This is a genomic window from Chroococcidiopsis cubana SAG 39.79, assembly GCF_003991895.1.
Classification (GTDB): Bacteria; Cyanobacteriota; Cyanobacteriia; order Cyanobacteriales; family Chroococcidiopsidaceae; genus Chroococcidiopsis; species Chroococcidiopsis thermalis.
In genome coordinates, this window is sequence record NZ_RSCK01000003.1 from 33,806 (window position 1) to 60,066 (window position 26,261).

The following is a 26,261-nucleotide window of genomic DNA, read 5'->3' on the forward strand; positions in this document are numbered from 1 at the left end:
AACTCTAGATTTGAGTTTAATTTTTTTACTCTGACAATAAAACAGCCCTGCGCTCATGCACGGGGAGAAGCTGACATAGTTCTCTGTCCATGCGAGATCGCATCTGCCGATCTAAATATATTGGAAATAGCCCGCGTTCAGGCTAAGACTTTCAGGAGTAACGTTGATAACAGCGGCGATCGGTTCTGGCAATCCACCTTTGCTGCTAGCATATATCCCCGTTCCTGCTGGAAAATCTTCGGGCAGCGCACCTAAAGTATATTCTACTTCAGTTGTAGGAGTGATAGGAGAACTGTTAAAGCGGCTCAAAACAATTTTGTCCTCGGTCGGGTTGAAATCGAGAAGAATCGCAATGTTTCGCTCCCCATCACTACTGTAAAAGGGTCCTACACCATCGCGTCCCGACCCGCCGCTCAAGACAAATTTATCTGCTCCGGTTCCTCCATACAAAATATCAATTTCGCCATCACCTCTGCTGACACTACCGAACAGATCGAGTACGCGACCGCCAGCTCCGATCATGGTATCGTCTCCACTACCGCCGCTCAAGAAGTCGTTCCCGTATTCGCCAATCAGGATATCGTTCCCAGCTCCACCAAATAAGCGATCGCGATCCGAGCTATCGTTGATGCTATTGCCGTTCCCCGCCAGCAGATCGTTGCCTTCGCCGCCGCGTAGTTCGTCGGCTCCATCTCCACCGTAGAGCTTATCGTTATCTGCAAGACCGAACAGCAAGTCATCGCCCGATAGCCCGTAAAGACTGTTCTGATTTTCCGTTCCAGTTAAAGTATCGTTTGCATCCGTGCCGTAAAGATTAGTCATAGATCGATTCCTGAGTTGTGATAAGTTGCGCGAGAGTATTGTCTCGAATGGATTTGGCATAACCGCTCGTTACTTTTGTGCCGTCAAATTCCCCATAGTCCTAGCGGTTTTCTTACTGGATGTGCCATTTTCATAGACGAGGGCGATAACTCTACAGTACATACTGGAAAATGTTCGTAATTCCAGCGTCTAGAAACAATATATTTTCCTAGCGTCCAGCCAATAACGGCATTGTCTCTAGTTAGTGGTAGATTATTCTTCATAACTGCATCCGCTCGAAACAAAAACTTTTCCATAGGTGTTTTATTCGGTTCGTGATTCTGTGTCAAATGAATGGTCTGTAGGCTTGAGTTCGGTGCGAGCACGCTATATAATTACACGAGATTCTTTAGTAGTAAGCTCTTAAAACTGGTGCTTTGTATGTTGAAAGGAAGTCTCATGCGTAAGCTTTTTATCATACTAATCGTTATGCTTCTATCTACGTAAGAAACTAACTCAATGTCTTCCCTGTAGCAGCTTCGCTCCACTTTGATTGACTTGTTTGCTCAGTCCGATCGCCTCTTTAGCAGCTCAATCGCAGTAAACAGCGCAGGTGCAGGCAACTCTCGCGCTCTACCGAAGACATTGCACATCTGTGATTTATCATTACCACAGTGATAGTTGCTTGCTTGTAACTTCGCTTTCGTGTTCCCGTATCAGAGCGTCGTATGCAAGAGTAAAGTCAACTATTGCATCATTCCACCAAATCGGAGGAATCGCAATACCATTCATTTTTTCTACATAAGCGTTGATACAGTCACAGCCAGCCAGAAAATTAGTACAACAATCGAAAGCAAGAATATTTAGTTGCTGCTTGACTCGTCTTTTTATACTTGGACGTGCTGTTTTCCAAAAAATACTATTCTTGAGGACGTGATATGATTGTGCTAGATTTAAAGCAAGACTCAAGTATTCTTTACTTTCAGCAATCAAAGAATGATCTATTTCAAGCTTATCATATCCGACTTTTAACGCGCAATAAGTAGCCTGCACGATCATCGCTCGTAGAAAGATTGTATGAATTTGATTTGCTGTTGAGTCCAGCGTCCATCACTTAAATTCATTTCAAACCAATTAATTAAAGTATCTCGAACGTCAGAGTGAGAGCGAATATAACCCATCTCTTCAAGAGTAAAATTTCGCGGATACTGGTCGCAAGCTTGATAAATCTCGTCTTCTATCGCTGATGTATTGCTCATAAATCGATCCCGCTTGAAAAAATTAGTTATTCATTAATAGCTACAGCTGCTTTCTCTCGCTCGCCGTATCTTGAAGCGGTCGAGTTTTTAAACGGCGACTAAACTTGCAAGTTCTTACTATTCTCAAGTAAAGATTTGACCCACGCAAGCGGTTCTTCACCTACAGCGATTATTTCGCTGCAAGCTGAATTCTGCCGATACCACATCTCCATTTCCTCTTGAGCGATTAACTCTAGTATCTGCCAGTCGTAATCGCCGTAAAGTTCTATTCCTGGAAATTCGTAAAAGATCGGCGTGCGGAAGATCGACGGTAAATCTTCCCAACAGGAATATTGAACGCGCTCAATAACTGGTTTGTGAACGTCTAGTATTAGTTTGACTTGGCAGCAAGCACAAGCTCGATAGGAGTATCCATCTTGCTTTACAGACTTGAAACCTGTAACATAACCATCCTCATCTAAACTATCGCGATCGCTCCACAAGTATTCGTAGTCGAATTGAGTCTCGCCGTCTTCACAAACATACGCACCTTTACACCAAGTCCACTTGTACAGAGTGGCGATCGCTCCCTCCTGCCATTGCCATTCTTGAGATTTAGCTTCTCTAAGTTCGGCTGCGATTTGCTGTCTGATTCGAGCGTCTTCCATTTTGATAGCAATTGCTTGCTCCTCCCACTGCTGCTGTAGCTCGGCTTGCTCCCGCTCGTTTTTCAGTCTAAGTACCTCATGTTCTTCTTCCTCTTGCTGCCGTTTTTTAGCTAGTTCCTCTAACCTACGAGATTCTTCTTGACGTTTTTGGGTATTTTCTTTCACCAACTGCTGCCAGCCGTGGAGGAATAGAAGTAGCACTTCGCTTGCAGATTTAGCTTTGACTCGCGAACAATACGCTGAATCTATGTGCAGAAACTCTTGACTTTCTCGGCGTTTGTGGCATTCGCTCCAGACTAGATATGAATAGCGAATTCGCCACCAAGAATTAACTTGATGAATTGCGATCGCATGGATTTCTTCTAGTTCGTCGGTCAGGAGAAATTCTGCGTAAGCCACAACGTTATTTATTTGGAAAATAGTAGTTACGCGCTCGGTTTTCAACTCAATTCCCAATTCAGACTGAATTTCTGCATCAAAATCAGCAGTAAATTTTTCGCTAAATTCTGTCAAAACTTTTTGACTTAGGATTGCTAATTCCTGCTGCTGGCGCAGAGCTTTCTCTTCCATAGCGCGATCGCGCTGTTGTTTGAGCGATTGAATGCGTGTTTGTAACTTTGCGGGAATCATGACATCTCCTAATGCAATTCTGACATTATGTAAGTTTTAATTCCACTACTGCTAAGTGAAAAGCTGTTTGAGCTTGTAAGTCCTGAAAGCGATTTAGTTGCAAGTGTTAAAGGTACTTGAAATTGAATTGTTGAGTGTACCAATTACTATCTCTCTCATCGGATAAATATTTTACTCGTTCTGTTACTGCTCTTAAATCGGTTGTAGAACTGTAAATAGGTAGTTGAGGCGGTAGAATGTCGATAAAAAACTCTAATGCCAAAATTGTAATGTAGGAAAGAGTAATTACATCAATTGCAAAAGATAGTAAATCTTGAATCATAGGAGAATCTCAACTCAAATGGCATAGAACGAGCGCCATAAAATAGTTGAAAAAGCTGTTGCAAGAAGGAGGAAGTCTTTAGCTTCTGTAAACTTACTATTCTTTATTATAGTATAAGACATGGGGGTTGAAAAAACAAGCTAATTCTCTTTTTTTGCTGAGTGTAACTATATTCTCTATTAAACATTTTTCGCTAAAGTGAAATAGAAAACTAAAGATATATTCCAACTAAAAAAAATCACATTAGAAAAAAGCTAGTTGCTAGAGGTAAATGCGATATTGATTAAGTTTATACTCATTTTGTAAGCACAATTGCGGCAAAACATCAGATATCCCTGACTGGAGTTACCAATACAGATAATTGCCTTTCGTCCGCAAAATCCTGTCACATATCCGTGACACAAATCGTCTTCTTCTGGCTGCCACAAACTAGTACTCTGTTCTCGCTCTTTAATTATGAATTGATTCTTGGCAACATAGTCAATAGATATGCCTGCTTTTTCAGCCAATTTTTTTATTTCTTGTAAAGATAGAGATTGACTAAAACTATAAATTTCACCGATACTTGCAGAATTGAAGAAAACGTTCTTATTAGACTGAGTTAGTTTATGCATAAATTGGTTTCCAATATAATTGTTATTCAAAGTTCTAAACCTTTTTAGCATCAGCAATAATTGACAAAACTTGAATTACTGCTTCTCGCAATAAGGGTAGAGATTGACTTATACTCGATCGCCAATTAATAGAAGAGTCTAAAAGTATTTTGCGATGACATATCTTTTGCACGAACATGGAAATATTACTACTACCATCTTTATGTTTGCATCCCATCTGACAAGCAATACTTTCTATCGATTCTTTGTGAGCAATAGTAATTTTATATACAACCCCCTCTTTTCGCCAGCTTTTTACTTCTTTATTCTCCCAGTTGAGTCGAGCTAAAGTATTTTTTAATGTCTGCTCTAAATCCAGTATAGTAGCAAGTAACTCTTGCTGTCGCACTTCTAGTTGTAAAATTGGGAACTCTCGATTAGCAATCTTTTCTAGTAATTTTGGTACGCTCGGTTTGTCTCCCCAACGGCATTCTTTTTCTAAGGCAATCCGTTCTAGCACTTCTTTTTCTTGTTGCGAGAGATAGAGCGATAAAGCAAAAGATTCTGGCGATCGCGTGGTTTTTTGACGCTCTATGTATAATTGCTTAAGTTCTTGAATACGTTGTTTTAATTCCGGCTGCTTGGAAATATAACTAACAGAAACCCCAGCAGCTTTGGCAACGCTGTTAACGTCGATTTTTGCTCCTATCTTTTCTAAACGCCCGATTGCTAGTAATACTCTTTGTCTGGCAGACTGGGAGCGTATTTTTTGAGAACTTGGATTGACATTATTCATAATGTTTCGTACCTCTTGAGCAATTGTTGCTTTGTAGGGGAAAACAAGACAGCAGAAAATACCGCTGCTGTTGAAGCAAACAGTGTGAATTAGTAAGTAAAAACCAGTTAGGTTTATCGAATTGAATCAATCTTTTTGATAGAGATACAAGCCAAGTCCAAACTTACTTGCAGCGCGACGTAGTGCCATTGACTCGGTTTTTGACGCGACATCCCCGTATGCCCACTCGCGAATTTGCTTGCTCTGGGTAGTTTTATCAAAATACTCTTCTTTGAGGGTTTCCGTTCCCGTTGCTTCACGAGCGAAACTGCCTTCTTCTGCATAAATAGTAATCCTGGCAGTTAAGATGAGGCGATCGCAAGTCGTGTGAATTTGAGTAATTTGGTAGTCCCAATGACCGCCAGTACATCTATCGAGCAGAGCCACGCAGCGGAACCAAGGTAAATAAGTCAGTTGCGTTCCTCCCTGTTTCCGCTGCGCTAAATATTTGTTCGGGATTGGCTTGCTGAGGTCGGCGATAATTTCAGCAATCGGGCGGCGGGGCTGCTTGTACCATTCAGGCTGAGTCGGATCGACTTTGCTACCTACAACTTGGAGGTTTGACTGGGAGTTAACCATTGTTCCTGGTTGAAAATTTGAAAAAGTATGTCGCACTCGCCAAATCTAAGAACGTACTACTTTGTCAGCCGTTCGAGTTGATACGTTTTACCGTTGTAACAAAGTTCTTTCGATTGCTGTTTGGCGGAAGTTAAGTGCAAGCAAGGAAGATGATTTTTTATTTGACTAGCTTGAATTGTAGGTAGGGCATTTTCAACCTGAAAATCGTTGAGGTAGCCATTCAGTACTTGTACGAAGCGGTCGTTTTGCGTGACGTAACCGTAGAACAAACAACCCGATACTCCACAACTGGGGTTATTATCTCCTGGCAAGCGAGTGTTGACTAGATATAAGACTTGTGAATTGGATTTACTAATCTTCGACACTTGCATTTGCCCCACATTCATAGGGGTATCTGGCGCAATATCGTGAGTGTAGTCGCGCTCGACTTGCTCTAGTAAAGCTGAATTAGTACTTTGCAACTGTTCCCATTTGGGGGCAACGCTTGCAACTCCCGCAGGAGCGTGGCAGGACATCCAAACCGCACTAGAAGCAATTATTTGGAGAAAGCGAATTTTCATATGACATCCTTCCTTGTATGTTTGTTTTGTTGACAAACTTCGATAAACGATTAGTTTCAGTTTTCACTCTACTTTGAGTAAGTGCGATCGCCTTTCTTTCGATTGTGCCGCGAGTCGCACTTCGCAGATCGGGGCAAACTAAATTGGGGGAATTATATTCTCAATAGATTCTTCAATGATGCAAAATGCTCCCGCTTCGTTCATCTCCTCGTCAGCAATCGGAATCAGTTGAGTCCCATCCTCAAAAACAATCACAGGTGCAGATGTCGTCCATCCTAGTTCGTCTTTTTGTTCGGGATATTGGTATGTAACGTGAGAAATAGTTTTGCCTTGCAAGGCTTGGGTAGCTGTTTTTGCCCAAGTCTGTGAGAGTTTATCGGTTTGTTGGTTTGGCATAGGTGATGTTAGGTAAGTAATTTTATCAAGGGTTTACGGCGCTAGAGTGTTGCGATCTTGCGGTCGCAGCCTTCACTTTCTTACAAAGGAGGTAGCTGCACTGAGGTGGAAGTTTTTTTCGCGATCGTGCAAATAGAGTAATTAACCTTCACGTTAGGATGTGTCAGATAGAGTAATTGCTGCACGAATGAAGCTACGGTTTTAGCTAGTTGACTGCACCGTTCGCAGTTGAGCGAACCAAAAATTTCAAATTCTAAAGCAATCGCGTGTTTTTGCGGCTGGTTAATTGCAGTTTGCTCGAAGTCCATGTATGCTCCTAAATTTGACTTGAATAAATGTACGTTGTCGGGTGAAATGGAAAGTGAGAGCGATTGGGGCGATCGCATTGCTGCGTAACTTAATTAAGCTGCCGCCGCTTACTTTTGCTCGAAGTAAAAAGCCTTGCTTGCTTGCATATTTGGTGTAGAGTTCCTATGGCAACATCGTTGCTATAACCTGGAACCGTTATTTTACCCAGCTTTAGAGAATGCTCGAACTGATGATGGCTTCCTTTAGTTTTCACCAGACACCATCCATCCCTTTTCAGAGATCGAATTAGGTTTTTAGCTTTCATCATCCGTACTCCATCGTAGAGTGAACGTCTCTACTGTTTGCCCATCGACTAGGCGGCGCTGGTAGCTGAGGTAGTTTCCTCGCTTGTGGCGAATTGGTCTTCTTTTGGGATATCCTACCCAAGCATTATTATCTAAATGAGGCATTAGTCGTCCTGTAAGACTTAACAGCAACCAAATAGGTAGATGTATTTGGTTATTGGAGATCGCCGAAGCTAGTAATAGGAACAATAATTTGTATAGCTGTCGAAGCTGAGTATCGATAATTTCCACTCCTTTCACGCTCCTTACTAAGCCTCGAAAGTCAAGATACAGTCGTGAAAATGGATAGCTAATTATCTCATACTCAAAGTGACCACCAGGACTGCTGATGATGTCTCCTGGGCTCAGACAATCCTCTGGGCAGGGTTCTGTGAATCCCCAGTTATCGCTTCGTGTAGTATCAGCGACAGTCGGACAAGAGCAAGCAATCGGGCATGGTATTGTTTGGCGAACGGTTGTCATTTGTCGCTCCTTTGTATAATTAATTTTTTGAAGTCGCGCAACTCCTCACAAGATATGCTGAAAGGATCGATTTCAAAATCCTCTTCTATCAACGGGTGTGCAGGCTCTAACACTCCACCATTGAGTTGAAATTCTACCCATTCAAGTATTTTTTCTTCGCTAACGTTTTTAGTTGATGAAATTTCGATTTCAAACTCTACTTTTAATCTCATGCTGATTCTCCGGTTGAAAAGAGGAAGAGAAGGAACTGAAGGCTTGAATTCTTCAGATACCTTGCATTAGAAGCAGCTACAATCTTCTGGAACCCAGTAGGACGCGATTTGGTACTTCTCCAGGTATCCTTTCATGGACAGCAATAGGGCGATCGCTTCTTCAGTTGGTTGGGCAACGCAGAGATCGACTACTTCAGTATATTTAGGAACGGGAACCTCCTGCGAGTCGAGTTCTTATTCGAGCGACACTAGCTCCACCAGGTAACGGTAGGCAGAAGAGGGATCGGTAAGAGTTTCTGGAGCGGATAAAAGTGTAATCATGATGGGTGTAAATTCTTTAATGGCGCTTGCGGTTCGCATCCGCCTTTTTTTGCAAGCTCGTTTCGTTGCTTTACTCTTGATATCTCTATATTACACATTGCTTTATAGATTGTCAAGTGCTTTTTCTATAAAACAATGTATTTTTTGAAAAGTGCCGTAATACCTGCCACTGCCTAAGCAATAAGAAGCCCTCTCATTTCTGAGAGGGCTGTTGATATCAGACATAAGCTAAGGAGTGATGTCTTTAGAAGATCTAGGAGATAAAATTTCCTGCCCGCGACCAATCTTTTCCAAATATTCAGAAATACTACTGTACCCAGCTGCTTTTATCGCCGCCACTGCACCTTTCCAACCTGTTTCAGTCACCGTCAGCGTTCGCTGCACTTTAGGTTCCCCATAAACTTGTTTGCTGCTCGGTCTACCTTCGTGGATCAGATTCTTAAGTGAGTTAGGGTTTTTTTGCTGTTTTGCTCTAGGCACATTCACTCCCAATTCTTATTTTTTTCTTTCCTTCTACTACTAATATAAGCCTTTTTCTAAAAAACACTGTGTTTTGACAATATCAGTCTTGACAATCTATAAAACAATGTGTAATATAGATATTGTAAATAGGTCGAGCAAGCGAAGAGATTCAGTACTCGTGCAGGTATAAGCGACACGTAGCTCGTCTTTCTTGACTTTGTAATTTCTTATATCTCGTGCAGACTATGAACGTCACTACTATTGCATTCACAAGCTCCACATCCGAAGCGCCACAATACGTTTTTGGCGATCGCGTTGCCGTAAAAGATATGTGCGAACCGCAATATTGGGCAACTGGTCGAGTTGTAGGTTTACGCATTGACGAAGTATATCAACCTGGTTGGTGGTATACAGTTCAATTGGATTTACCGAATGGGTTTGCCGAAGAGTACGTACAAATAGATTTAATACCAGAAGCTCAAATTCCCACCCTGCAAGAGCAATGGCGGCTAAAAGCCTAATTCACAGCTAACGTCACTTGAGTATTTGAGTGAAGAACACTATGGAATACATATATTTGATTTGCTTTAGCGCACCCATTGGGAATTCAGCCTCAACTTTCGGTTCGGCACGTCATTACCTCGGATATACTTCAACCAGCCTCAAGCAACGATTAGAGCAGCATAGAAGCGGTCGTGGCGCTAAAATTTGTCGCGCTGCCGCAATCGAGTATGGTAGGGAACTCAATCTCGTCCGGTATTGGCGCAACGGTACTAGAGCTTTAGAGCGAGAACTCAAACGCCGACACAATCCGAAGTACTACTGCCCTATTTGTAGCCCTCGCTCGACAAGTAGAAAAAGCATTTTATAACTCTCCGTTACTTCAAGCTATGGCAACGCAAACTCTACCGGAATGGCTCGACTGTGCGGGATGGAAATCTCCAAGGTGGAAGCGAGCGATCGCTCAAATACTAAACGAAATACAAGAGATTTTCTTACCTTGTCACTACTAAGCTTTCTGTAGATGAAGGTTATTAACCAAGTTCTTTGGAGACTATTACGTATGTCAAATCAGACTAAAACTAAAATCTACTGTGTTGAAATCGTTGCCACAATTAGTGCTAGTGCTACGTTTGAAGTTAAAGCTTTCTCAGAAATTGAAGCAATCGCGACTGCCGAGCAATTATTTGAAGAATACTTAACTTGTACAAATAAATGGACGGACGGAAACGGTATTGATTGTCATGTTGTTGAGACGGATTCAACTGCTACCCAGGAAGAGGAATAAACACATGGAGAGGCAATATAGTCAATCGCCTTTTGGATAGTTGGGAGTTTTAGAAGAGGCATGAGCTAACTCAATGTAGCATCGTGCTGCAAAAAATAAGATTAGAAAGAGCGATCGCTTTCTATTTAATTTGGGAGTAACATCAGATGGCTGTATTTGACTATCACGGTTTGTTGGCTCACGTCAGTCACTCTTTCGAGTGCATTGTATATGGTGACAATCAAAACGTTGCTCTGGCGTGCAATGATTGTCATGAAGTAATTATTGACTTCGATCGTCCAGATTTTGACAACGCCTCATCAATAGAAGAAATTGCTAAAAGTTTAACTGAAAATGAAAAGGCAATTCTCAGAGGAAGTCGCGATAATGAATTCGCAAATGCCGTCGAAGATTTTAGCTTTCCTTGGGTATTTGCAGTAGTTGAAGCTTCTGGTTTATCACCTCAAGTTGGTAGAGGTACAATCTCTAGTCTCGTTCAAAAAGGAATTGTAGCAATTTCCGACTATGAAGCTAAAGGAAAAGCAGAAGACATGATATTTGCATTGACTGAGCTAGGAAAGGCAGTATACTCAATCGTTTTTTTGAGGTAAAGACCAGAGTGCGAAACCTAAAAAAAATCACAACTTTGGTGGCAGCAGAGCGACATTCGTATTGTGGGCGGTTGCGCGAGCGCGACATCTCCGATTGCCAAATCAATATATCGATGATTTTGCGATCGCTACAGGTATCGAACCCGACAGATATTTTTTACTGTTTTAGGATAAAAACAGAATAACTTCACAAGTGTATATTCTGTCGAGCAAATTGTAAAACTATGTAAAGCAAAGCGGTAATTTTTACCGTTTTGCAAGTTTAAATCTCCAAGTCGCGATCGCGAGATCTTTTAGGCTGTTGCCGTTGCACCTTCTGTTTGGGTTGAAGTTGCAACTGGGCTTTGACTTCATCTGCTAGCTCCCTCACGGTTTTTGGTATTTGCGCTGAGGGAGTCTGGGCGTAATGCCCAAGGAGTTGAGTTTTCTGCTCCAGCGTCATGCGCTCGATCAACGCCCGTGCCATCTCGTTATGAGCTGGATAGAGCAAGAGGTTGTCCTGAAAGCGCATTGCTTCGTCCAAATTTTCTTTGGTCACGGCAACAATCGGGTACGGCTTGCCCTGTAGGATGTCTGCACCTTGGGTTAGACGCACCCCATTTATGTAAAGGGGGCTAGCCTTGCCCGTAGCAGCTAGCAACTCCTCTTCAGCGTTTTTGACATACTGCGCCAAAGAAACTAAGCTCCGAACCGAAAACTTAGATTGCACTCTAGGGATTTCCACTTTCTTCATAGCTCTACTGGAAAGGATCGGCACGGGCAGCTAAATCAGCACTAGAAATTCCACCCACATAATTCAATAACAACGAGTCTTGCGTGAGTAGCGCGATCTCCTTAGTACTATTTGTATGAGTTGTTACTGGTGGAATTAAAGTTTCAATTTGGGAAAGCGTATCCACTTTAATTGGAACTGGCAACGATGATGAATCCGCTATCGACACATCCAGCGAAATAGTTGACAAACAAGTTCTTTGGAGTAGTCGAATTTGAGCTTGGATTTCTCTAATTGCAGCTGTTGCTACTCGTTCGACTTGTAACTGAGTTTTTCCTAGCTCGAAGGTAGCTAGAGGTAAATAAAAAGCTCTAATCGCCGTCCTAATTAGTTCGTTAGTACTACCCCGTTGGTGCTGGCAATAATCAAGTACCAATGCATCGTCGCTATCTTCATCTGCAATTAAAGTTAAAAAAACTTCTTTAGACGCTACTAGATGCATTTGAGCGTTGTAGGAAGATAGCTCTAGCTTTGACCCACCTCCTTGAATATTAGGCAGGCAGTCTGTCTCAATCGAACGAACTTGAGCGAGTAACTCGTAAATTGCTGCCGTTGCTACTCGTTCGACCTGTAAGTGAGATGAACCTTGTTTTAAATAAGCTAAAGGTAAGTAGAAAGCATTGATAGCTCTTTGAAGCATTTGATTGGCAGTACCAATTGGATGATGGCGACAGTAGCAGATCGCTATGGCTTCAGGAGTTTCAGGATTAACGCGCAGTTTTAGAATTACTTGGCTTGAGCTTACCTTTTTTAGCATAACTACTTACTCTAACGCACTACATTTGTATTTAGACTGAACTGGTCAAAATGGTAAGATTTATTGTTTTGACCGAAATGCGAATTTTACTCTCTCTTAGAGCAGTTACTGACTCTCGCTCGCTTGCGATCGCTGCTACGAACATAGTCTACACAAACGACGTGGCACGATACTTTCAGTATCGTGCCAACAGATTAACAACACGACCAGTCTTGTTCGCTCATCATAGTTTCCAGACTGAATTTTGCACGAGCTACTGAGGTTGAAACACTAGACTCAACTTCAGAGCGAATGAGGGATTTGGAAGTGTTGGATCTATTACAGTCTGTTGGTGAAGACAAGTTTAAAGTTTCAGGCAAACAACTACTCTGGATCAGGCGGATTTGTGCTTGTAATTCGTGGATAGCAGCGAGTGCCAGATGTCTGACTTCTAGAGAAGGTTTTCTTACCTCAAGGCAGGCTTGAGGTAAATAAAAAGCATTAATGGCTCTTTGAAGCATTTGATTGGCGCTGCTAATTGTCCGATCGCGACAATAGTTAACTACCATTGCTTCGGGAGTATTCGGGTTAAGCCGTAGTAATAAAGTAATTGTTTTTGGGCTTGTTTTCCCTAGCACAACTGTTTTCTCCTATGCTGACATTTGCGTTACTGCTTTAGAGCGAATGAAGTGGCGAAAGGCTCCAAACGCATCTAACAACCGTGCTGCCTGTACTTGCTCCAAGCTAAATTCGCTCTCCATCTCAGAAATCGTCTCTGACAACCAACTAACTCTACTAGCCAATTTCAGAGTGGAGAGGAATTGCTCTAGCTCTGGCTGAATTTCGTAAGCAGAACCACCCGCAATCAGCAAGCGATAGCTAGATGCGCTGGGCAGCTCGGCTTGCAGAAACTTTCTTACTTCATTGAAGTAGTACTCGTGAGCGAACGATCTTAAATTTTCTAGATCGTAACTTTCTTGATGACCCTTGAGCCGAAATGTTTTTTCCCCCTGGCGAAAAGCTTCAAATAATGCAGGATCGTCAGGGTTAATTCCAGGGATGAGTTGTTCCAAGCATTTGACGTAACCAGGTCCGCTTCCTTTGGAGTTATTGCGCTGTGGCGGCGCACCGTAGGCAAACGTCAATATGCTGGCATTGCGATAGCCGAACATGGCGATGGAGACGATATCGGCTGACACTTCTTGTCCTTGTTGGAGCCACTTATAGTTTTCGTCGATAAATATCCCCCCACCCTCCGGCAATATTCTCAGCCGCGTCAGCGTTGCAGACATTGCCGTGCCGCGAAAGGTAAATCCCATCAGCGACGAGGGAATTTCTGTCTTCAACTGTTGTTGATGTTCGTCATTCCAGTACTCGATTAAAGGTAACAAGAAACAAAGCTCCAGATTGAAATGCTGCCTTTGCCCTTGTTTGAGTAACTTCTGGGCGATCGCCCCCACGACTGCCAAAATTTTCACCTTGGCAGTCTCTTTTTTGGCAAGCCGCAAGCCGGAGTCCCCCTCCAAAACCCGTCCTAATGCCCCTACAGCATAGACGGAAGCACCAACTTGGACGTAAGCAGAATTTTCGGGAGTAGTGACTGTCGTACCGCCCATGTCCAGTCTTTTGATATCGGACGGGTTCATCAATGCTACCTGGGGCTTCATCCAAAGCAGCTCAGGTCTGCGCGACCAGGGGTTCCAGTATACCGCCTTAGTGTCACTAGCTCCCAAATCGACTGTTACCACAATCGTCAAATCCGAGTACATACTTATCTCCCAATAATTAAGAAACTACTAACTTATCGCTCTTTCATCGTCATGTAATCGTTATCCGAAATCTTGGCTCAGAGCGCTACCTCATCGCGAACCGTGCGCTAACTGATTATTCTGCGACCGTCATCTGGGTGTTTTCTCAGCGATTTCTGAAACAGCGACCGTTAACTCCTCGCCATCCAATCTCCATACGACTGCTATCTGGGCGTTTTCTGAAAACTGCGCTCGCTAACTCATCGCTGAGTCAGTACAGACTCATCGCTATGCGACCGCGTTCTGAAAAATTGAGGGAGCGACCTCTCATCAACATCTCACCAACAACCGCTCGCGATGTGGAAGTCATTCTATCCCGCCATTCGAGATATGTCATCCAATTTGCTACAACTAGAAGTTAAGGATTATTAAGCGATCCTGAACCAGCCAAAACTTGAGGCGTTGAAAAGGAATGCAAGACGATCTAGAAGACAATCGGGAAGACATTCACGAATATCTCAAAAGTCTAGATGCGCTAACCGAACTAGAAAAAGCTAGGACTCAAACGCTATCTAGTTATACTGACGAATTAATTGCCTTAATGCGACCGCTTGAAGGCGACATTGACAGCCTCAACCTAACTGTTGCCAGTCTCGTCCAGGCGTTTGAAACGATTGACGAAGATCTAAAACAGCTAGACCGCGATGCAGAGGATGTACTCAAAGACCAGGCAAAGAAAGTTGGGCTGCTTATGGTAAAGACGACCCAACTCGAAACTTGTCTAAAAGCTTATACAGAGCGAATTACCGCCTTAGAGAACGCGCCTAAACCGTTTCGCCTCACGCGCCTCAAAGCGGCGATCGCCCTGTTGGTATTAGTCTTAGTTACTCGTCCAGATCTGACCGTTATCCTGTGGAAATCTACAACCAAACTCTTGCACCCCTCTACGCATAAAGTTTCTCCGCAGAAGAAACCTACCACCAAGGGCAAGGCGATTGTGGAAGGTTCCCTTCCACACCATCCTTGAGTACTACGCCCCTTTTCGGGGCTACGGAGCGCTCCCGATGGTCGCAGCACCTGTCGCTCCAAGTGGAGCTAAAAAACACAGCTCAAAGCCTTGCCATGATTTGCTTTTGGGGATATAGTTAAAGGTAATTTCAGCTTCTACTAAGTCGTGGTAGATAGACTTACTTGGCTGGCTTGACGGCGATCGCGATACCTGTGCCGTTCCAGAAAGAACTCCAACCATGCTCACCATAGATACGATTAATCCTCAGCAGGGGGAACAGTATTATCAGCAGGAGAACTACTATGCCAAAGCAAAAGCATTGGAGAATTCCCAGTGGTGGGGTCGTGGTGCAGCAGCTTTGGGATTGAGCGGTCAGATCGGCAACTCTTCTGCTTACAAAAACCTACTCAACGGTGTCAGTCCAGATGGAAAGCAGAAACTCAGGGGCAAGCCGAAGCAAGTTAAGGATAAGAATAAAAAGCAGCCTAAAGAACGAGCTGGGGTAGACCTGTGTTTTGCTGCCCCTAAGAGCGTATCGATTGCTTGCTTGGTAGGTGGTGACTCTCGGTTAGAAGCCGCCCACCGAGCTGCGGTTGGGCGGACACTGGAATTTATCGAGCAATTGCTTGCCGAAACGCGGATCAAGGGGAAAAGAGTAAAGACAAACAATCTCACCGTGGCAATTTGGCATCACGACACCAGCCGCGAACTAGACCCCCACTTGCACAGCCATTGCATCGCGATGAACGTTACCCAACTCGGTAACGGTAAGTGGCAAAGTCGTGCTGACGAGATTCTTTACCAAAACAAAATGCTCTTGGGGCAGATCTACCGCAACGAGCTGGCGTTGTCATGTCGAAAGCTGGGATACGAGATCGAACCGCACCCGAAAGAGCTATTTGAAATCAAAGGCTACACACGCGAACAAATTGAAGCCTTTTCCAAACGCCACCAGCAGATCGTGGAGAAGTTGGTAGAAGCTGGTCTTGATGCCACTACCGAAAACAAGATTTGGGCATGGCGCAAAACCCGCGTCAAGAAAAAGCAAGACATCGATCGCGAACAAATGCACTCCTTATGGCAGGATGAGGCACAGTTATACGGGATCGCTCATCCTGTTTACCAAGCAGATCCGCAAGTTTCATCCCCCTCACAAATCCAAGCCCAACTGCAAAAAGTAGTAGCAGACGGGATCGAGCATTGTGCCGAGCGAAAAGTTGCATTCAAAGCAGAGGAAATTGTTAAGTTCGTCACCGCACAGCCGCAACAGTTCGGCATTGAGGAATTACAGAAGGAGATCGCCTCCCACCCCGAATTAATTCAAATCGGGGACGAGCAACGGCGAGTCACGACACAGGCAGCTTTTTTGCAGGAACTTGCCACTATCAAACTGATGCAGCAGGGGAAAGGGCAGGTAGAAGAAATCGCACCGAGCGAAGCTGTAGAGAAATACTTAGAAGGGACGACGCTGAATGCGGGGCAGCAGCAAGCAGTTATCTTGGCGGCAACTACAAAAGACCGCTTCATTGCATGGCAAGGGGTAGCGGGTGCGGGGAAGACATTCGCCCTGGAGCAGCTTAAAGGGGCGATCGAGACTATACAATCGCTTGCTCGAAGTTATGTCATTAAGGGTTTTGCCCCCAGTGCTGAAGCGGCGAACGTGCTGGGGCAAGAGATGGGCATCGAAGCAAACACGGTGGCAAGATTGCTCGTCTCACAACCAACTGACCCACCAGAACCAAACCAAATTTGGATCGTGGACGAAGCGGGACTGATGGGTGCAAAAGATGGCTACGAGTTGTTGAAACGGGCAACAGCCGAGGGAGCTAGGGTGATTCTGGTAGGCGACACGCGCCAACTATCATCTGTAGCGGCAGGCAGTCCGTTCAAAAGTCTGCAACAGGCTGGCATTGGTACGGCTTATCTAAACGAATCGGTACGACAGCGTAACAGCCCTCCAGATTTGAAACAAGCGGTGCGCCTCGCCGCAGATGGAGATTCAGCCGCCGCCATTTCATCTCTGGCAACTGCTGGGCGAGTTAAAGAAATTTCCGATCCCCAGTCACGGGCAAGTCGGATCGCCGCTGACTACATCAATCTCCAACCGTCAGAGCGCTCCGAAACGATTATTCTGGCAGGGACGAGAAAAGAATGCGCCGCCGTGACTGAGAAGATTCGCTCGTTGCTCAAGCAAGAAGGGAGCTTGGGAGATAGTGCAGTTGCAACCCAACTGCTCTCCAAAGATTTAACTCAAGTCCAGATGCGATACACCCACTACTACAACGTAGGGGATGTCGTCATCCCGGTGCGCGAGTACAAGCGGACTGGCTTGCGAAAGTTTCAACCTTACACCGTTGTAGGGATTGATGCAGATAAGTTGACGCTCGCGGATGCGAGTGGAAATACCCTCTTGGTCGAGCCGATGAAATTCCGCAAAGCAGTCTACACCAAGCAGGAGATTGAAATTGCCGTAGGCGAGATCCTGCGCTGGAAAAAGAACCAGCATCAACTGGGTCGGCGTAACGGACAGGAGTTTAAGGTGTTGGCAATCGCAGGCGATACGGCGACAATCCAGTACAAAGACGAAGTGACCGAAACCATCGACTTACGCAATTCTTTGCACGTCGAATACGCATACTTGCTCACCACTTATGCCTCTCAGGGCAAGACGGCAGCACGGACGATCGCCTCGGCAACAAAAGACCGGACGACGACTAAAGAAAGCGCGTATGTGGCAATGAGCCGCGCTAAGAACCAGTTAACAATCTACGCCGAATCTAAGCAGCATCTACTTGAAGCATCTAAATGCACTGGTGGACAAGAAAACCCGATTGAAGTTCTGCAACAAAGCTGGGGACGAGTACCAGTTGAACTGTTAGCTATCACTCTGTCTGCTGCCGACGAGCAACAAACGCCAGAGATGTTGACTGTGTTACAGCAACAGCCAATAGAGCAGAAATCCGAGTCAAATCTAACTCAATCAGATTTTATCCAAATGGAGACACACCATGAACGACCGAATTCTCAACAGCGCCAACTCAACGATCTCTCAACTGTTGGAGAGCGCGTTGCTCGAAGGCTTGAGTCCGATAGTCACGCGGCTAGACCGAATCGAAGCTTATCTGAGCAACCAACAGCCCATGACGCACGGTCAGCACCAACAGCTCGACAGCCTGGAGCAGGAAATAATCGACCAACGGCAGAGCATGAACGCACTCATCGACTGCATCACCACCTTGTCGAATGCAACCAACAACTTGAGCAAACTAACCAGCAACTCGAACTACAACTTGACACTCAAGTTAAGTCAACTCCAACAGCAAGTAGAACAATGCCACCAACAACAGAACCAGCAGTTGTGCGAGATCGAGTCTCGGATTGGCAGCTTAGTCAACACGTTGATGCCCTTACCGCAGGAAACGCACCGCGTCAGGGAACAACTTCACCAACGCCTGGACGACCACCAACTCCAGTTAGAGAACCTGGGCAGCAATCTCAACAGCCTAGCGTCATATACCAAAACCTTGAGCAGCGTCAGCGCCAAGCAGATTCAACAGCAGACCGAGCTATCACTTCTAGTCGAACAACTCTCGCAAGTGCTGAAGAATATAACTCTATTGCTAGAGAGCGACAAAGACAGCGAGAGTTGTTAACCCAAGAAATACTCGCATTGTCTCTAGAAGATGTAGCCACCCAATTAGGCTTGTCACCCAAAAAGGGCGAGAAAGGCAAGTGGTGCGACGAGCAGTTAAGAAACGTTTCGATTACTGATGGCAAGGGCTGGTACGATTGGAACGCACAAGCGGGTGGCAGAAACGCCACGGGTCTAGTCATGCACGTATTAGGGTTGGAGCGAAAAGCGGCAAGGAATTGGCTGACATCTGAATTTGGCTTAACCCGTGAGAGCAGTTATATTTCTTGGGAGCGATCGCCGCGATCGCGTTCCTACAAACCACAACCCACCGCCAAAGAACGCCAGCCTTTTGTAGCACCCGTTCCCGACGAGCGCAAGTGGGTTGAGGTGAAACAATATTTAGTCGAACAACGCTGTTTGCCCGCCAGCCTAGTAGATCGCTTGCACCAGTCAGGAAAGCTCTACGCTAGTGGTGTTTCTCCCAGCGTACTAGAGCAGTTGCACCAACTAGGGCGCAATGGTGAGAAGCTAACCAATGCCGTATTTATCAGACATTCCTTGCATGGAGAAATGAAAGGAGCATCGCTGCGGGGCATTGGGAGCAAGTTTAAAGGTTTAGCTCCAGGCTCTATAAAAGATGAAGCTTGGTTTAGCTTTACCCAAGGTAAAGGAGAAGTGAGGCGGATTGTCTTAACTGAATCAGCAATTGATGCTATGTCAGCCGCAGCTTTAGCTAAGGACAAAAGTACCGCAACGACATTCCTTGCTACTGACGGTACGGGTTCTGTTCCTATCGAATTACTGCGCTCGGTACTCGTTCGCGGCGGACAGGTTGTCCTAGCTCAAGATGCGGATCGCGCAGGGCAACAGCAAGCTTGGAAAATTGTCAAGGAGTTAGGGACTGGAAATATCGTTCGAGCTACACCCGTTCGCGGTAAAGATTGGAACGAATTCTTGCAAGCAACTGCAATGCAGACGAAAGCAAAGGAGTGGAGTAAGGTTTCGGACTGGGAGAAAGTCGCGATTGCAATCGGGAGATCGAGTCAATACGTCGAGAGAGTCAAAGCTATAGCTGCCGTAGTAGAAGACGGTCAACCCCTCCCAGAAAAAGGTAAAGTCTATATGGAGCAGGACTTTGATACCTGGAAGCAGCAAGAAGTATCTCTGTGGCAGTGGTGGAGTGCGGCTCAGGAGTTAAATAAACCACGAGAGTATTTAGAGCGAATTGCTGACATTGCGCTCGCTTTCAATCATGAAACAACTCTCTCACCTATATCTCAACCAGCGATTGCAGCAATGCAACAAGATCTTCATCTCCACGAGCGATTGAAGTTGAATAGTCAACTTCGCGAACAAAACCAAGAGAAATCGAGTTGGCTTAATCTTTCCCTCAACTCTACGAAAATTCCTACTCAGCTCGACGAAACCCCTCAAGCACTTTGGCAGCATTACAGCCAGCAAGTTAAAGCGGAGCATCCCGTTCAGGTTGCAGGTTTAATTGCGATTGCAGCAATGAAAGATGGTTTAGAACCACAAATAATTCAAAGAATCTTATCGCAAGACCCCCAAGTAGAGAAAATCCGACAGCAAGGGGGAGAGGAAATGGCGCACAAGTATATCAAAACTATTATGCAGGGAGCGATTGCCAGGATGCCAAAGCGCCCTCACCAACAGCAACAGGAACGAGAGTCAGAGTTGGAACTTTAACAGAGCGCGATGCTATTGGTTTCACCATTTTGTGTACCATTGGTACACAAAATGGTGAAACCAGTTGCGTGTAGATTTTTTGAACCAGCAAACGTCAGGTTATACCACTGACTCAATTAGAACTAGTCCAACAAGTCTTGAGGATATTTTTTCTGGTTTTCTATCGTGTCAGGCATGGCGACAGTTGAACCGTCTATTACTTTCACATGACAACCACACCATAAATTGTCTTCTGTCACTTTATTTTCTAGATTTTGTGCTGAGTTATTAAACAGTTTTTCTAAACGTTGTAGCCTTTATTTCACAACACTTAGAGCTTTTCTTAGTGCCATTTGGTGCTGAGTACTCATTGACAAACGAGCAGCGTCAGCAAGCATTACAAATCATTGAGTATGTAAAGTAGGAACCCCAAGTAGATCTACTTGACATTACAGAAAGATTTTTACTTGTGCTTGAATTGGAAACGTTTGCCTGCACAGTTTAAAAGGTTTTTCTGCCGAATTGACTTTCTTACTAAACTGTTATCATAATAACAACTAACTAGCGCAAAAGGATATAAAAGAAGTTTGTTTTGATTAACTATCAACACATTCCAGAATACTCATAGGAGTTTTTGCAAAGAAACTTGAAAAAATAGAAAGTAGATTTCAATTTAGACAATAAAACTACGGTAGCCTACGAAGATACAAACGACATTATAAAGTTTACTAAAATAGAAAAAAAATTAGCGAAAATTTGGGGGAATGCTCTGGGCTTGTCGGAAGAGCAGTATGAAGCTTTAACGAAGAAGTCGGAGTGGAGAAAGCTGGCTGGTTGGTGTATGACGATTCCATTTACTTTATTGGAAAACCAGATTAAGCGTGATTTTGGAATCCTGCTCGATTGTTCGATTGAGAATTGCTCAACGCTCAGCGAACAAGCTGCTTGGATTGATTTCAGAATTGAACATAATAAGGCGATCGATTTTCTGAGCGATTGGATTACAATAGCCTATGACAGTCGTACCGATGCAACGGTTAAGAAAAAAAAGATTAATCTACTTCCAGCCAAAGCTCGCACAACACTCTGGGGTGTAATCTTGCAGTCCAAGTATCATCTAGTTACGATTGAAGACATTCAACTCTCTCAACTTCAAGTGTCACATTTAGTCAGCGCAACAATAAAAGTAACAGGATACTTACCTTCAAATTCATCGCTGGCAATAACGGAAACATTTGAATTAGGATTTGTTCTTGAAATGACCGATCGTCAAAGACCAAAAATTGTATCTTTTCAGTCTCCAGAATCTTAGAGATATCGAGAGTTAGGTTATCAATGAAGCAAACTGAAGTGCAACTGATAGAGACACCCACAAACTGCGTGAAAGCTATCGCTAGTCTTGCCAGTGAAGATTAGAATATATAAAAATTATTTTCTTGCAAGCCTTTTAGCTGTCAATCTATCAAGTTCCGCATCAAATTAGACAAGGTTATTATTAGATCGTAACCAAGCTAAAACTTTCGAGCGCAGATTCGATGTCAATTTACCTCCTTGGAGCGTCTGCAAATCTTGTTGAGTTAGAATTTTTGTGATAATACCAATTCTACACAAGCACTCGTCGCGGTTGTAGTTGCCACTGTTGTACCGTCTAAAATAAGTACGAATTTGAGCGATTTGAGCAAAATCATTCATAAAATTTCTATTTAATCTTGAGACACCTTGCTAGGGTCATGCTCAAACAAGATCGCCAAAGCCAAACTCTAGCGTCATGTAACGCTGAATCCACGAGTCCGGTTTTTCCTTACGCCGAGCGATCGCCTGAAGATGGCTGTGATAGGAATTGCTGTGCGCCTCAGAAGATTGAGTTCCAAAAATAGCTCCTTTTGCCCATGAATCCGGCGACCAATGACCGTACTTATCGTGAAATACATGAGCAGCCCAGCCAGGATCGAAATTATTTTCATAGGCTTCTTTCAACTTTCGACGATAAAATTCGTAGCGCTCTGCGTCTTCTGGGCGAATTACTTCTCCTATTTCTGGAACGAGATAAATTTTCTTGGGCTGCTCGAATACGTATCCGCAATGAGGACATTTCATTTGGAAGGCATAAAGCAAGGCTCCACAGCCCCCATTGTTATGAGGACATAGCTTTTTTGGAGTTTCCAATACTTGTTTTTTATTTGCTGGTTCTAAGCTAATTTCTTTAATATCTTCAACAAAACCGTGACGTGCTACGTTGCCAGCTTGATCGATAATGACTGAATCAACTTTTCCTGTTTCGGGGCTGAGACGGAGCGCACGACCGAGCATTTGAAAGTATAAAGAAGGTGAATGAGTAGGGCGGCACATCAACTCTGCACTAACGCTTGGAATGTCTAATCCCTCTACTAACTTCATACAGCTTGCTAAAACTTGAATCTCTAATGCCGCTAACTGTTTGTAAATTTGGTTAGCTTGTTTTGGTCGTGTAGAACCAGAAACGTAAGCAGCTGGAATTCCTTTTGCTAAGAATGCGTCGCACAGGTGTCGGGCGTGAGAGACGTTAACGGTGTAGCAAAGCGTTCTCCTTCCTTTCGCCAGTCGAAACCAATCTCGTACTGCTTGCTCGATTAATTCAGGTCGATCGCACGCTAGAGCTAGTTGTGCTTCATCAAAATCACCGCTAACAGTCGTTCCCACGCTTTGCAAATCTGCTTCAGTCACGCGAAAATAGCTAGGTTTAACTAGATATCCAGAGTCAATCAACTGGTAAGGCATTGGACCGCAGACCAAACCCTCAAAAATATCTCTCAAGCTCTCGCGCCGATTCGTTCGCCAAGGAGTTGCAGTCAATCCTAAATAAATAGCCTGTGGATACACGTTAAACATCATTTGGCGGACAACAGAAGTGTACGCAGTCAGATGGGCTTCGTCCAAAATGACGATATCTGCTGGGTACTGCCGCCACCAATCACGTTTTGCCATCGTCTGCACTGATGCTACTTGTACTTGAGATCGACGGTCTTCTTTCCAGCCAGATTTAATAAATCCAGGGATAATCCCAAAAGCTGCAAGTTTTTGAGCAGTTTGCTCTACCAAAATATCTCTATGTACGACAAAGATAATAAATCGCCCTTTATCAACTGCGTGCCGAGCGATTTGAGCGCCAAGCCAAGTTTTACCACCACCAGTAGGAGCAAATAGTAGTATTCGCTTTTTTCCCAAACGAATTAGCGAATAAGTATCTGCAATACCTTGTTTTTGATAGGGTCTGAGGGTTGGCGTTGCTCCATTATTATAAATAAGTAAGGGTTCTTCTAGAAGTGACACGAAGAATTAAACTATTTTTGGCAAATGTAAAAATTTGTTAGGAGTATGGCAGATAGGACAGTAGCTTCTACGAAAAAGTAGCGCCAAAATAGCGATCGCACAACTAATTTTAAATAGCAAGGGAAATAGAACGACCGATAAAACTGCAATGCCTGCACTTGGAGCAGCAACTCGCCAAGTACTTTTATTGAATGAGTTGTTAGCAACTAAAAAGGGGAAACCACTAAAAGCAAGAATTATAGCTGCTGTAGTAGGTCTAGTTACTACTGCTACATTTTGCTGGTAGTGGGGACAGTACTTGAGTTTAGCCATTTTCTTAGTTATAAATAGCCTTAGCAAAAATTAAGTAATCGCTCATCCGCTCATACCGATTTTAATCCCAATATTAGGGGACAAATCCTGACTCTAATCCCTTGATATCTGTTAAATCCGCGCTACTCAAATTAGCGCAGTAGGGCGCTACCTGTATAGAACTTGGACAAAGCTCGGCATTAGTGAGATCTACACCTCGCATTTTGGTATTAGTAAAAGTAGCTTGCTCTAACTTACCAAAAGTTAAATTTGCATAACTCAAATCCGAGCGATCGAAACTAGTACCGTTGAAATCGGCTTTGCTCAGATTAGCACGAACAAATTTAGAGTAATTTGCTCTCATTCTATTCAAGTCAGAATTTGATAGATCTGCTTGAGAGAGATTGCTATAGCTAAAGGATACATTCACAAGTTCGGATTCTTTCAAGTTAGCTTTAATGAAATTAGCATAGTTTGCCATCATCCCAGATAAGTTAGCTTTAGTGAGGTTAGCATTTTTTAAGTTGACGCGATCTAAAACTGCACCTGTTAAGTTAGCATTTTCCAAGTCAGCGTTACTTAAATCTACATTGCTAAGTTTGACTTGCCTGAGATCGCACCCAATGCACTTTTTTGTTTTTAGTAATTGTTGTAGTTGAGCGGGATTTTCTGCCAGAACTGGAGGCGATATCAGTGAAAAAAGTAACGTCAAACTAGAGAAAGTAAAAATTAGTTTCATACTTTTGTGGTAGTGATAGATCGAAAAGCTAGCAACCAAGTCGTATAAATGATAGAGAAATACTAGAATTGATAACAACTTCTCAGTATTTCTCTTAACAAACTAAACTTCCTTTTCGGTTTGAACCTGACGAGTTGGTTGCTGCTGAGACTGCTGCCGCTCGGCAGCTTGTAAGGAGCGACTTGCCCTAGCAAAAGCAAGTTCGCCATACTGCTTGGCAGCTGTCACTCCACGCTCGTTTTGAATTCTCTCCTGTTCGGGATCGACAGAAAGCATCTGCAATACGTTCTGGCGAGGCTCTCCAGCGCGAATCGCATTTTGTGCAGTCGCAAGAGTAAGTTCGCTAGGAACCTTAGCCTCTACCCCTTGACTGTACTTATCCCACATAGACTGCGGCTCAATTGCTGCACGTTCGCTAACGGTAACGCGATCGCCCGTGACTTGATAGGATCGATTGTTGGTAGGAGATTGAAATGTCATAGAACCATCGGTAGATTTCTCGCCAACATTGTTTACTACTGTCCTAACAGCAGCTCCCATAACTTTGAGAGCTGTGTCACCAACTTGTTGCTTGACGTTGCTTTGAGTGACTTCAATTCTGGTAGACACGCGCTCGCGCACGACACCAACTTGGCGAGTCGTCCTGTCTCGAAAATTTCTAAAAAACTCTTGTATTTTGTTTCCAAGCGTTTTTTTGTTGCGATTCAATTCTTGAGACGCTTGTTTAACTGCCGCTTGCCCCGATTCTTTTATCTTGGCATGGATTTGGTTAGCCCAATCGCTTACCGAGCTAGCATTCACTAGTGCCGAAAAGATGGGAGAATTGGTAAACTTGTCGAGTCGCGAAGTTAGCGATTCTATCTGTTTCTGCTGTTGCTCGACAAGAGCTTGAAGTCGCTCAATTTGGTCTTTCAAGCCAATTTCTTCAGTGGGTGTAGCTTGAGCCTGTTGCGTTTTGAGATCGGCTTGCTTTTGAGATTTAGTTGACTGAGTATTTTTACTAAACTTCTCTACTGCTCGATCGCGGGCGCGATCGGAAATCAAAGCGAGCTTGTCAAACACGATTCCTTTATTACTATCGACGTGGAAAACTTTTTCCTTTCCAACAAAAATGCGGATCGAGCCTTTTAGCCCTTGCGGGTCTTCAATAGCTTTCTGAATTAGAGCCAGTTGCTTAGGCGTGATGTTATTAATTTCTGGTTCTCGACCTAGAACGGCTTTGAAGACAGTATTACGCCATCCTTCTCTAATAGTAATAGGCAAAGCACCTTGAAACTTTCCTGCTTCTACTGCTTGGTAAATTCGAGAGACAATACCCTTTGGAATCGCCGTTGGCTCGACCTTTTGCTTGGATTGTTTCTCGCTTGCAGTCTCTTCAAGGTCGGTACGTTCGGTTTCGCTAAAAGGGCTAGAAGTTGGAGCGGGTGGACTGGATTGTTGAGCTACGCCTGACGCGGGATCGGTTTGCTCTGACTGCGACGATTGCAATGGAGACTGTTCTGGAGGCACGATCTTTCCTCAAGATAAATTGTTAAATTGGAGAGAAGCGGTCTGTTAGAACCGCATAATTTACTTACTACTGGGAGCGGGGTATGGTTAACATCGATTAATTTCTCGAAACCTCTTCTAAGAGCTGTCTTACAAGAAATAACATTTGGACAAAAGTGTTCACCATACTGCACTCTCATTAGTAAATTGAAATCTTTTTGCGGATCTTCAATTGCTAC

34 protein-coding genes are annotated in these 26,261 nt (G+C 44.0%); 8 read left to right on the forward strand and 26 right to left on the reverse strand.

Translation table 11 applies throughout. The features are described from left to right. Positions 1-111 precede the first annotated feature (111 nt). The 17 genes from DSM107010_RS02735 to DSM107010_RS02810 all read right to left on the reverse strand — a co-directional run bounded on the left by DSM107010_RS02735 (position 112) and on the right by DSM107010_RS02810 (position 8,750). Positions 112-822 (reverse strand): calcium-binding protein, encoded by a 711-nt coding sequence (locus tag DSM107010_RS02735; protein WP_106167993.1) that lies wholly within the window; start codon positions 820-822, stop codon positions 112-114. 83 nt (positions 823-905) lie between these two features. Then, a complete protein-coding gene (locus DSM107010_RS02740; protein ID WP_127022287.1) occupies positions 906-1,118 on the reverse strand; it encodes a hypothetical protein in 213 nt (70 codons plus the stop codon). A 349-nt stretch (positions 1,119-1,467) separates the two neighbouring features. After that, the gene (locus DSM107010_RS02745) at positions 1,468-1,860 is read right to left on the reverse strand and encodes a hypothetical protein (RefSeq protein ID WP_106167994.1); all 393 of its coding nucleotides are present in this window, start codon (positions 1,858-1,860) and stop codon (positions 1,468-1,470) included. Next, the gene (locus DSM107010_RS02750) at positions 1,857-2,060 is read right to left on the reverse strand and encodes a hypothetical protein (RefSeq protein ID WP_106167995.1); all 204 of its coding nucleotides are present in this window, start codon (positions 2,058-2,060) and stop codon (positions 1,857-1,859) included. Before DSM107010_RS02750 ends, DSM107010_RS02745 begins: the two co-directional genes overlap by 4 nt. A gap of 98 nt (positions 2,061-2,158) precedes the next feature. After that, positions 2,159-3,337, reverse strand: coding sequence for a hypothetical protein (locus DSM107010_RS02755; protein WP_106167996.1), 1,179 nt, complete (start codon positions 3,335-3,337; stop codon positions 2,159-2,161). Positions 3,338-3,443: 106 nt separating this feature from the next. Continuing rightward, positions 3,444-3,659 (reverse strand): hypothetical protein, encoded by a 216-nt coding sequence (locus DSM107010_RS02760; RefSeq protein WP_106167997.1) that lies wholly within the window; start codon positions 3,657-3,659, stop codon positions 3,444-3,446. 254 nt (positions 3,660-3,913) lie between these two features. Then, on the reverse strand, positions 3,914-4,273 hold the full coding sequence (locus DSM107010_RS02765) for a hypothetical protein (protein WP_127022293.1): 360 nt from the start codon (positions 4,271-4,273) through the stop codon (positions 3,914-3,916). Between the two features lie 34 nt (positions 4,274-4,307). After that, the gene (locus DSM107010_RS02770; protein ID WP_106167999.1) at positions 4,308-5,048 is read right to left on the reverse strand and encodes a DUF6262 family protein; all 741 of its coding nucleotides are present in this window, start codon (positions 5,046-5,048) and stop codon (positions 4,308-4,310) included. 126 nt (positions 5,049-5,174) lie between these two features. Continuing rightward, positions 5,175-5,666: a Rad52/Rad22 family DNA repair protein gene (locus DSM107010_RS02775; RefSeq protein WP_127022296.1), complete on the reverse strand. Its 492-nt coding sequence runs from the start codon at positions 5,664-5,666 to the stop codon at positions 5,175-5,177. Positions 5,667-5,722: 56 nt separating this feature from the next. Continuing rightward, on the reverse strand, positions 5,723-6,226 hold the full coding sequence (locus DSM107010_RS02780) for a BLUF domain-containing protein (protein ID WP_106168406.1): 504 nt from the start codon (positions 6,224-6,226) through the stop codon (positions 5,723-5,725). 138 nt (positions 6,227-6,364) lie between these two features. Beyond that, entirely contained in the window at positions 6,365-6,622 is a 258-nt protein-coding gene (locus tag DSM107010_RS02785) for a hypothetical protein (RefSeq protein ID WP_106168405.1), read from the reverse strand. Positions 6,623-6,702: 80 nt separating this feature from the next. Further along, positions 6,703-7,008, reverse strand: a complete 306-nt coding sequence (locus DSM107010_RS02790) for a hypothetical protein (protein ID WP_127022299.1) — start codon at positions 7,006-7,008, stop codon at positions 6,703-6,705. An 11-nt stretch (positions 7,009-7,019) separates the two neighbouring features. Then, the gene (locus DSM107010_RS42810; protein WP_199755371.1) at positions 7,020-7,238 is read right to left on the reverse strand and encodes a type II toxin-antitoxin system HicA family toxin; all 219 of its coding nucleotides are present in this window, start codon (positions 7,236-7,238) and stop codon (positions 7,020-7,022) included. Further along, entirely contained in the window at positions 7,225-7,737 is a 513-nt protein-coding gene (locus tag DSM107010_RS02800) for a hypothetical protein (protein WP_106168403.1), read from the reverse strand. Before DSM107010_RS02800 ends, DSM107010_RS42810 begins: the two co-directional genes overlap by 14 nt. Next, positions 7,734-7,949, reverse strand: a complete 216-nt coding sequence (locus DSM107010_RS02805; RefSeq protein ID WP_106168402.1) for a hypothetical protein — start codon at positions 7,947-7,949, stop codon at positions 7,734-7,736. Before DSM107010_RS02805 ends, DSM107010_RS02800 begins: the two co-directional genes overlap by 4 nt. 234 nt (positions 7,950-8,183) lie before the next feature. Next, complete coding sequence (locus DSM107010_RS41960; RefSeq protein ID WP_258183923.1) at positions 8,184-8,309, reverse strand: hypothetical protein; 126 nt, start codon at positions 8,307-8,309, stop codon at positions 8,184-8,186. A 189-nt stretch (positions 8,310-8,498) separates the two neighbouring features. Then, entirely contained in the window at positions 8,499-8,750 is a 252-nt protein-coding gene (locus DSM107010_RS02810) for a hypothetical protein (RefSeq protein ID WP_106168401.1), read from the reverse strand. A 227-nt stretch (positions 8,751-8,977) separates the two neighbouring features. Here DSM107010_RS02810 and DSM107010_RS02815 point away from each other — a divergent pair, with 227 nt between their 5' ends. The 5 genes from DSM107010_RS02815 (at position 8,978) to DSM107010_RS02830 (ending at position 10,610) form a co-directional block, all read left to right on the forward strand. Beyond that, a complete protein-coding gene (locus DSM107010_RS02815; protein WP_106168400.1) occupies positions 8,978-9,253 on the forward strand; it encodes a hypothetical protein in 276 nt (91 codons plus the stop codon). A gap of 41 nt (positions 9,254-9,294) precedes the next feature. Then, positions 9,295-9,603, forward strand: a complete 309-nt coding sequence (locus DSM107010_RS02820; protein WP_106168399.1) for a GIY-YIG nuclease family protein — start codon at positions 9,295-9,297, stop codon at positions 9,601-9,603. A 19-nt stretch (positions 9,604-9,622) separates the two neighbouring features. Then, positions 9,623-9,745 (forward strand): hypothetical protein, encoded by a 123-nt coding sequence (locus DSM107010_RS41965; protein ID WP_258183922.1) that lies wholly within the window; start codon positions 9,623-9,625, stop codon positions 9,743-9,745. 50 nt (positions 9,746-9,795) lie between these two features. After that, the gene (locus DSM107010_RS02825; protein ID WP_127022303.1) at positions 9,796-10,020 is read left to right on the forward strand and encodes a hypothetical protein; all 225 of its coding nucleotides are present in this window, start codon (positions 9,796-9,798) and stop codon (positions 10,018-10,020) included. Between the two features lie 146 nt (positions 10,021-10,166). Beyond that, a complete protein-coding gene (locus DSM107010_RS02830) occupies positions 10,167-10,610 on the forward strand; it encodes a hypothetical protein (protein ID WP_106168397.1) in 444 nt (147 codons plus the stop codon). A 262-nt stretch (positions 10,611-10,872) separates the two neighbouring features. Here the strand turns inward: DSM107010_RS02830 and DSM107010_RS02835 are convergent, their stop codons facing one another. From DSM107010_RS02835 to DSM107010_RS02850, 4 genes are all read right to left on the reverse strand, one after another. After that, a complete protein-coding gene (locus DSM107010_RS02835; RefSeq protein WP_106168396.1) occupies positions 10,873-11,343 on the reverse strand; it encodes a hypothetical protein in 471 nt (156 codons plus the stop codon). Positions 11,344-11,347: 4 nt separating this feature from the next. Further along, positions 11,348-12,139 (reverse strand): hypothetical protein, encoded by a 792-nt coding sequence (locus DSM107010_RS02840; RefSeq protein ID WP_106168395.1) that lies wholly within the window; start codon positions 12,137-12,139, stop codon positions 11,348-11,350. Between the two features lie 194 nt (positions 12,140-12,333). Continuing rightward, positions 12,334-12,756 (reverse strand): hypothetical protein, encoded by a 423-nt coding sequence (locus DSM107010_RS02845; protein WP_106168394.1) that lies wholly within the window; start codon positions 12,754-12,756, stop codon positions 12,334-12,336. A gap of 12 nt (positions 12,757-12,768) precedes the next feature. After that, entirely contained in the window at positions 12,769-13,887 is a 1,119-nt protein-coding gene (locus DSM107010_RS02850) for a ParM/StbA family protein (protein WP_106168393.1), read from the reverse strand. Positions 13,888-14,338: 451 nt separating this feature from the next. Between DSM107010_RS02850 and DSM107010_RS02855 the strand changes: the two genes are divergently transcribed. Next, positions 14,339-14,893: a hypothetical protein gene (locus DSM107010_RS02855; RefSeq protein ID WP_106168392.1), complete on the forward strand. Its 555-nt coding sequence runs from the start codon at positions 14,339-14,341 to the stop codon at positions 14,891-14,893. 21 nt (positions 14,894-14,914) lie between these two features. Here DSM107010_RS02855 and DSM107010_RS02860 read toward each other — a convergent pair whose 3' ends face one another. Continuing rightward, positions 14,915-15,124: a hypothetical protein gene (locus DSM107010_RS02860; RefSeq protein ID WP_127022306.1), complete on the reverse strand. Its 210-nt coding sequence runs from the start codon at positions 15,122-15,124 to the stop codon at positions 14,915-14,917. Here DSM107010_RS02860 and mobF point away from each other — a divergent pair. Together mobF and DSM107010_RS02875 are read left to right on the forward strand one after the other, a co-directional pair. After that, positions 15,114-20,216, forward strand: a complete 5,103-nt coding sequence (gene mobF / locus DSM107010_RS02865) for a MobF family relaxase (protein WP_127022309.1) — start codon at positions 15,114-15,116, stop codon at positions 20,214-20,216. The genes DSM107010_RS02860 and mobF overlap by 11 nt on opposite strands. A 754-nt stretch (positions 20,217-20,970) precedes the next feature. Then, entirely contained in the window at positions 20,971-21,507 is a 537-nt protein-coding gene (locus DSM107010_RS02875; protein WP_127022312.1) for a hypothetical protein, read from the forward strand. A 422-nt stretch (positions 21,508-21,929) separates the two neighbouring features. On the opposite strand, the gene DSM107010_RS02880 is transcribed toward DSM107010_RS02875, so the two are convergent. From DSM107010_RS02880 to DSM107010_RS02895, 4 genes are all read right to left on the reverse strand, one after another. Then, positions 21,930-23,504 carry a DEAD/DEAH box helicase gene (locus DSM107010_RS02880; protein WP_106165794.1) on the reverse strand — a complete coding sequence of 525 codons (1,575 nt, stop codon included), beginning with the start codon at positions 23,502-23,504 and terminating at the stop codon, positions 21,930-21,932. Positions 23,505-23,510: 6 nt separating this feature from the next. Beyond that, on the reverse strand, positions 23,511-23,816 hold the full coding sequence (locus tag DSM107010_RS02885; protein WP_106165795.1) for a hypothetical protein: 306 nt from the start codon (positions 23,814-23,816) through the stop codon (positions 23,511-23,513). 73 nt (positions 23,817-23,889) lie between these two features. After that, complete coding sequence (locus DSM107010_RS02890; RefSeq protein WP_106165796.1) at positions 23,890-24,534, reverse strand: pentapeptide repeat-containing protein; 645 nt, start codon at positions 24,532-24,534, stop codon at positions 23,890-23,892. Between the two features lie 102 nt (positions 24,535-24,636). Continuing rightward, positions 24,637-26,043 (reverse strand): hypothetical protein, encoded by a 1,407-nt coding sequence (locus tag DSM107010_RS02895; protein WP_106165797.1) that lies wholly within the window; start codon positions 26,041-26,043, stop codon positions 24,637-24,639. Positions 26,044-26,261: the final 218 nt, after the last annotated feature.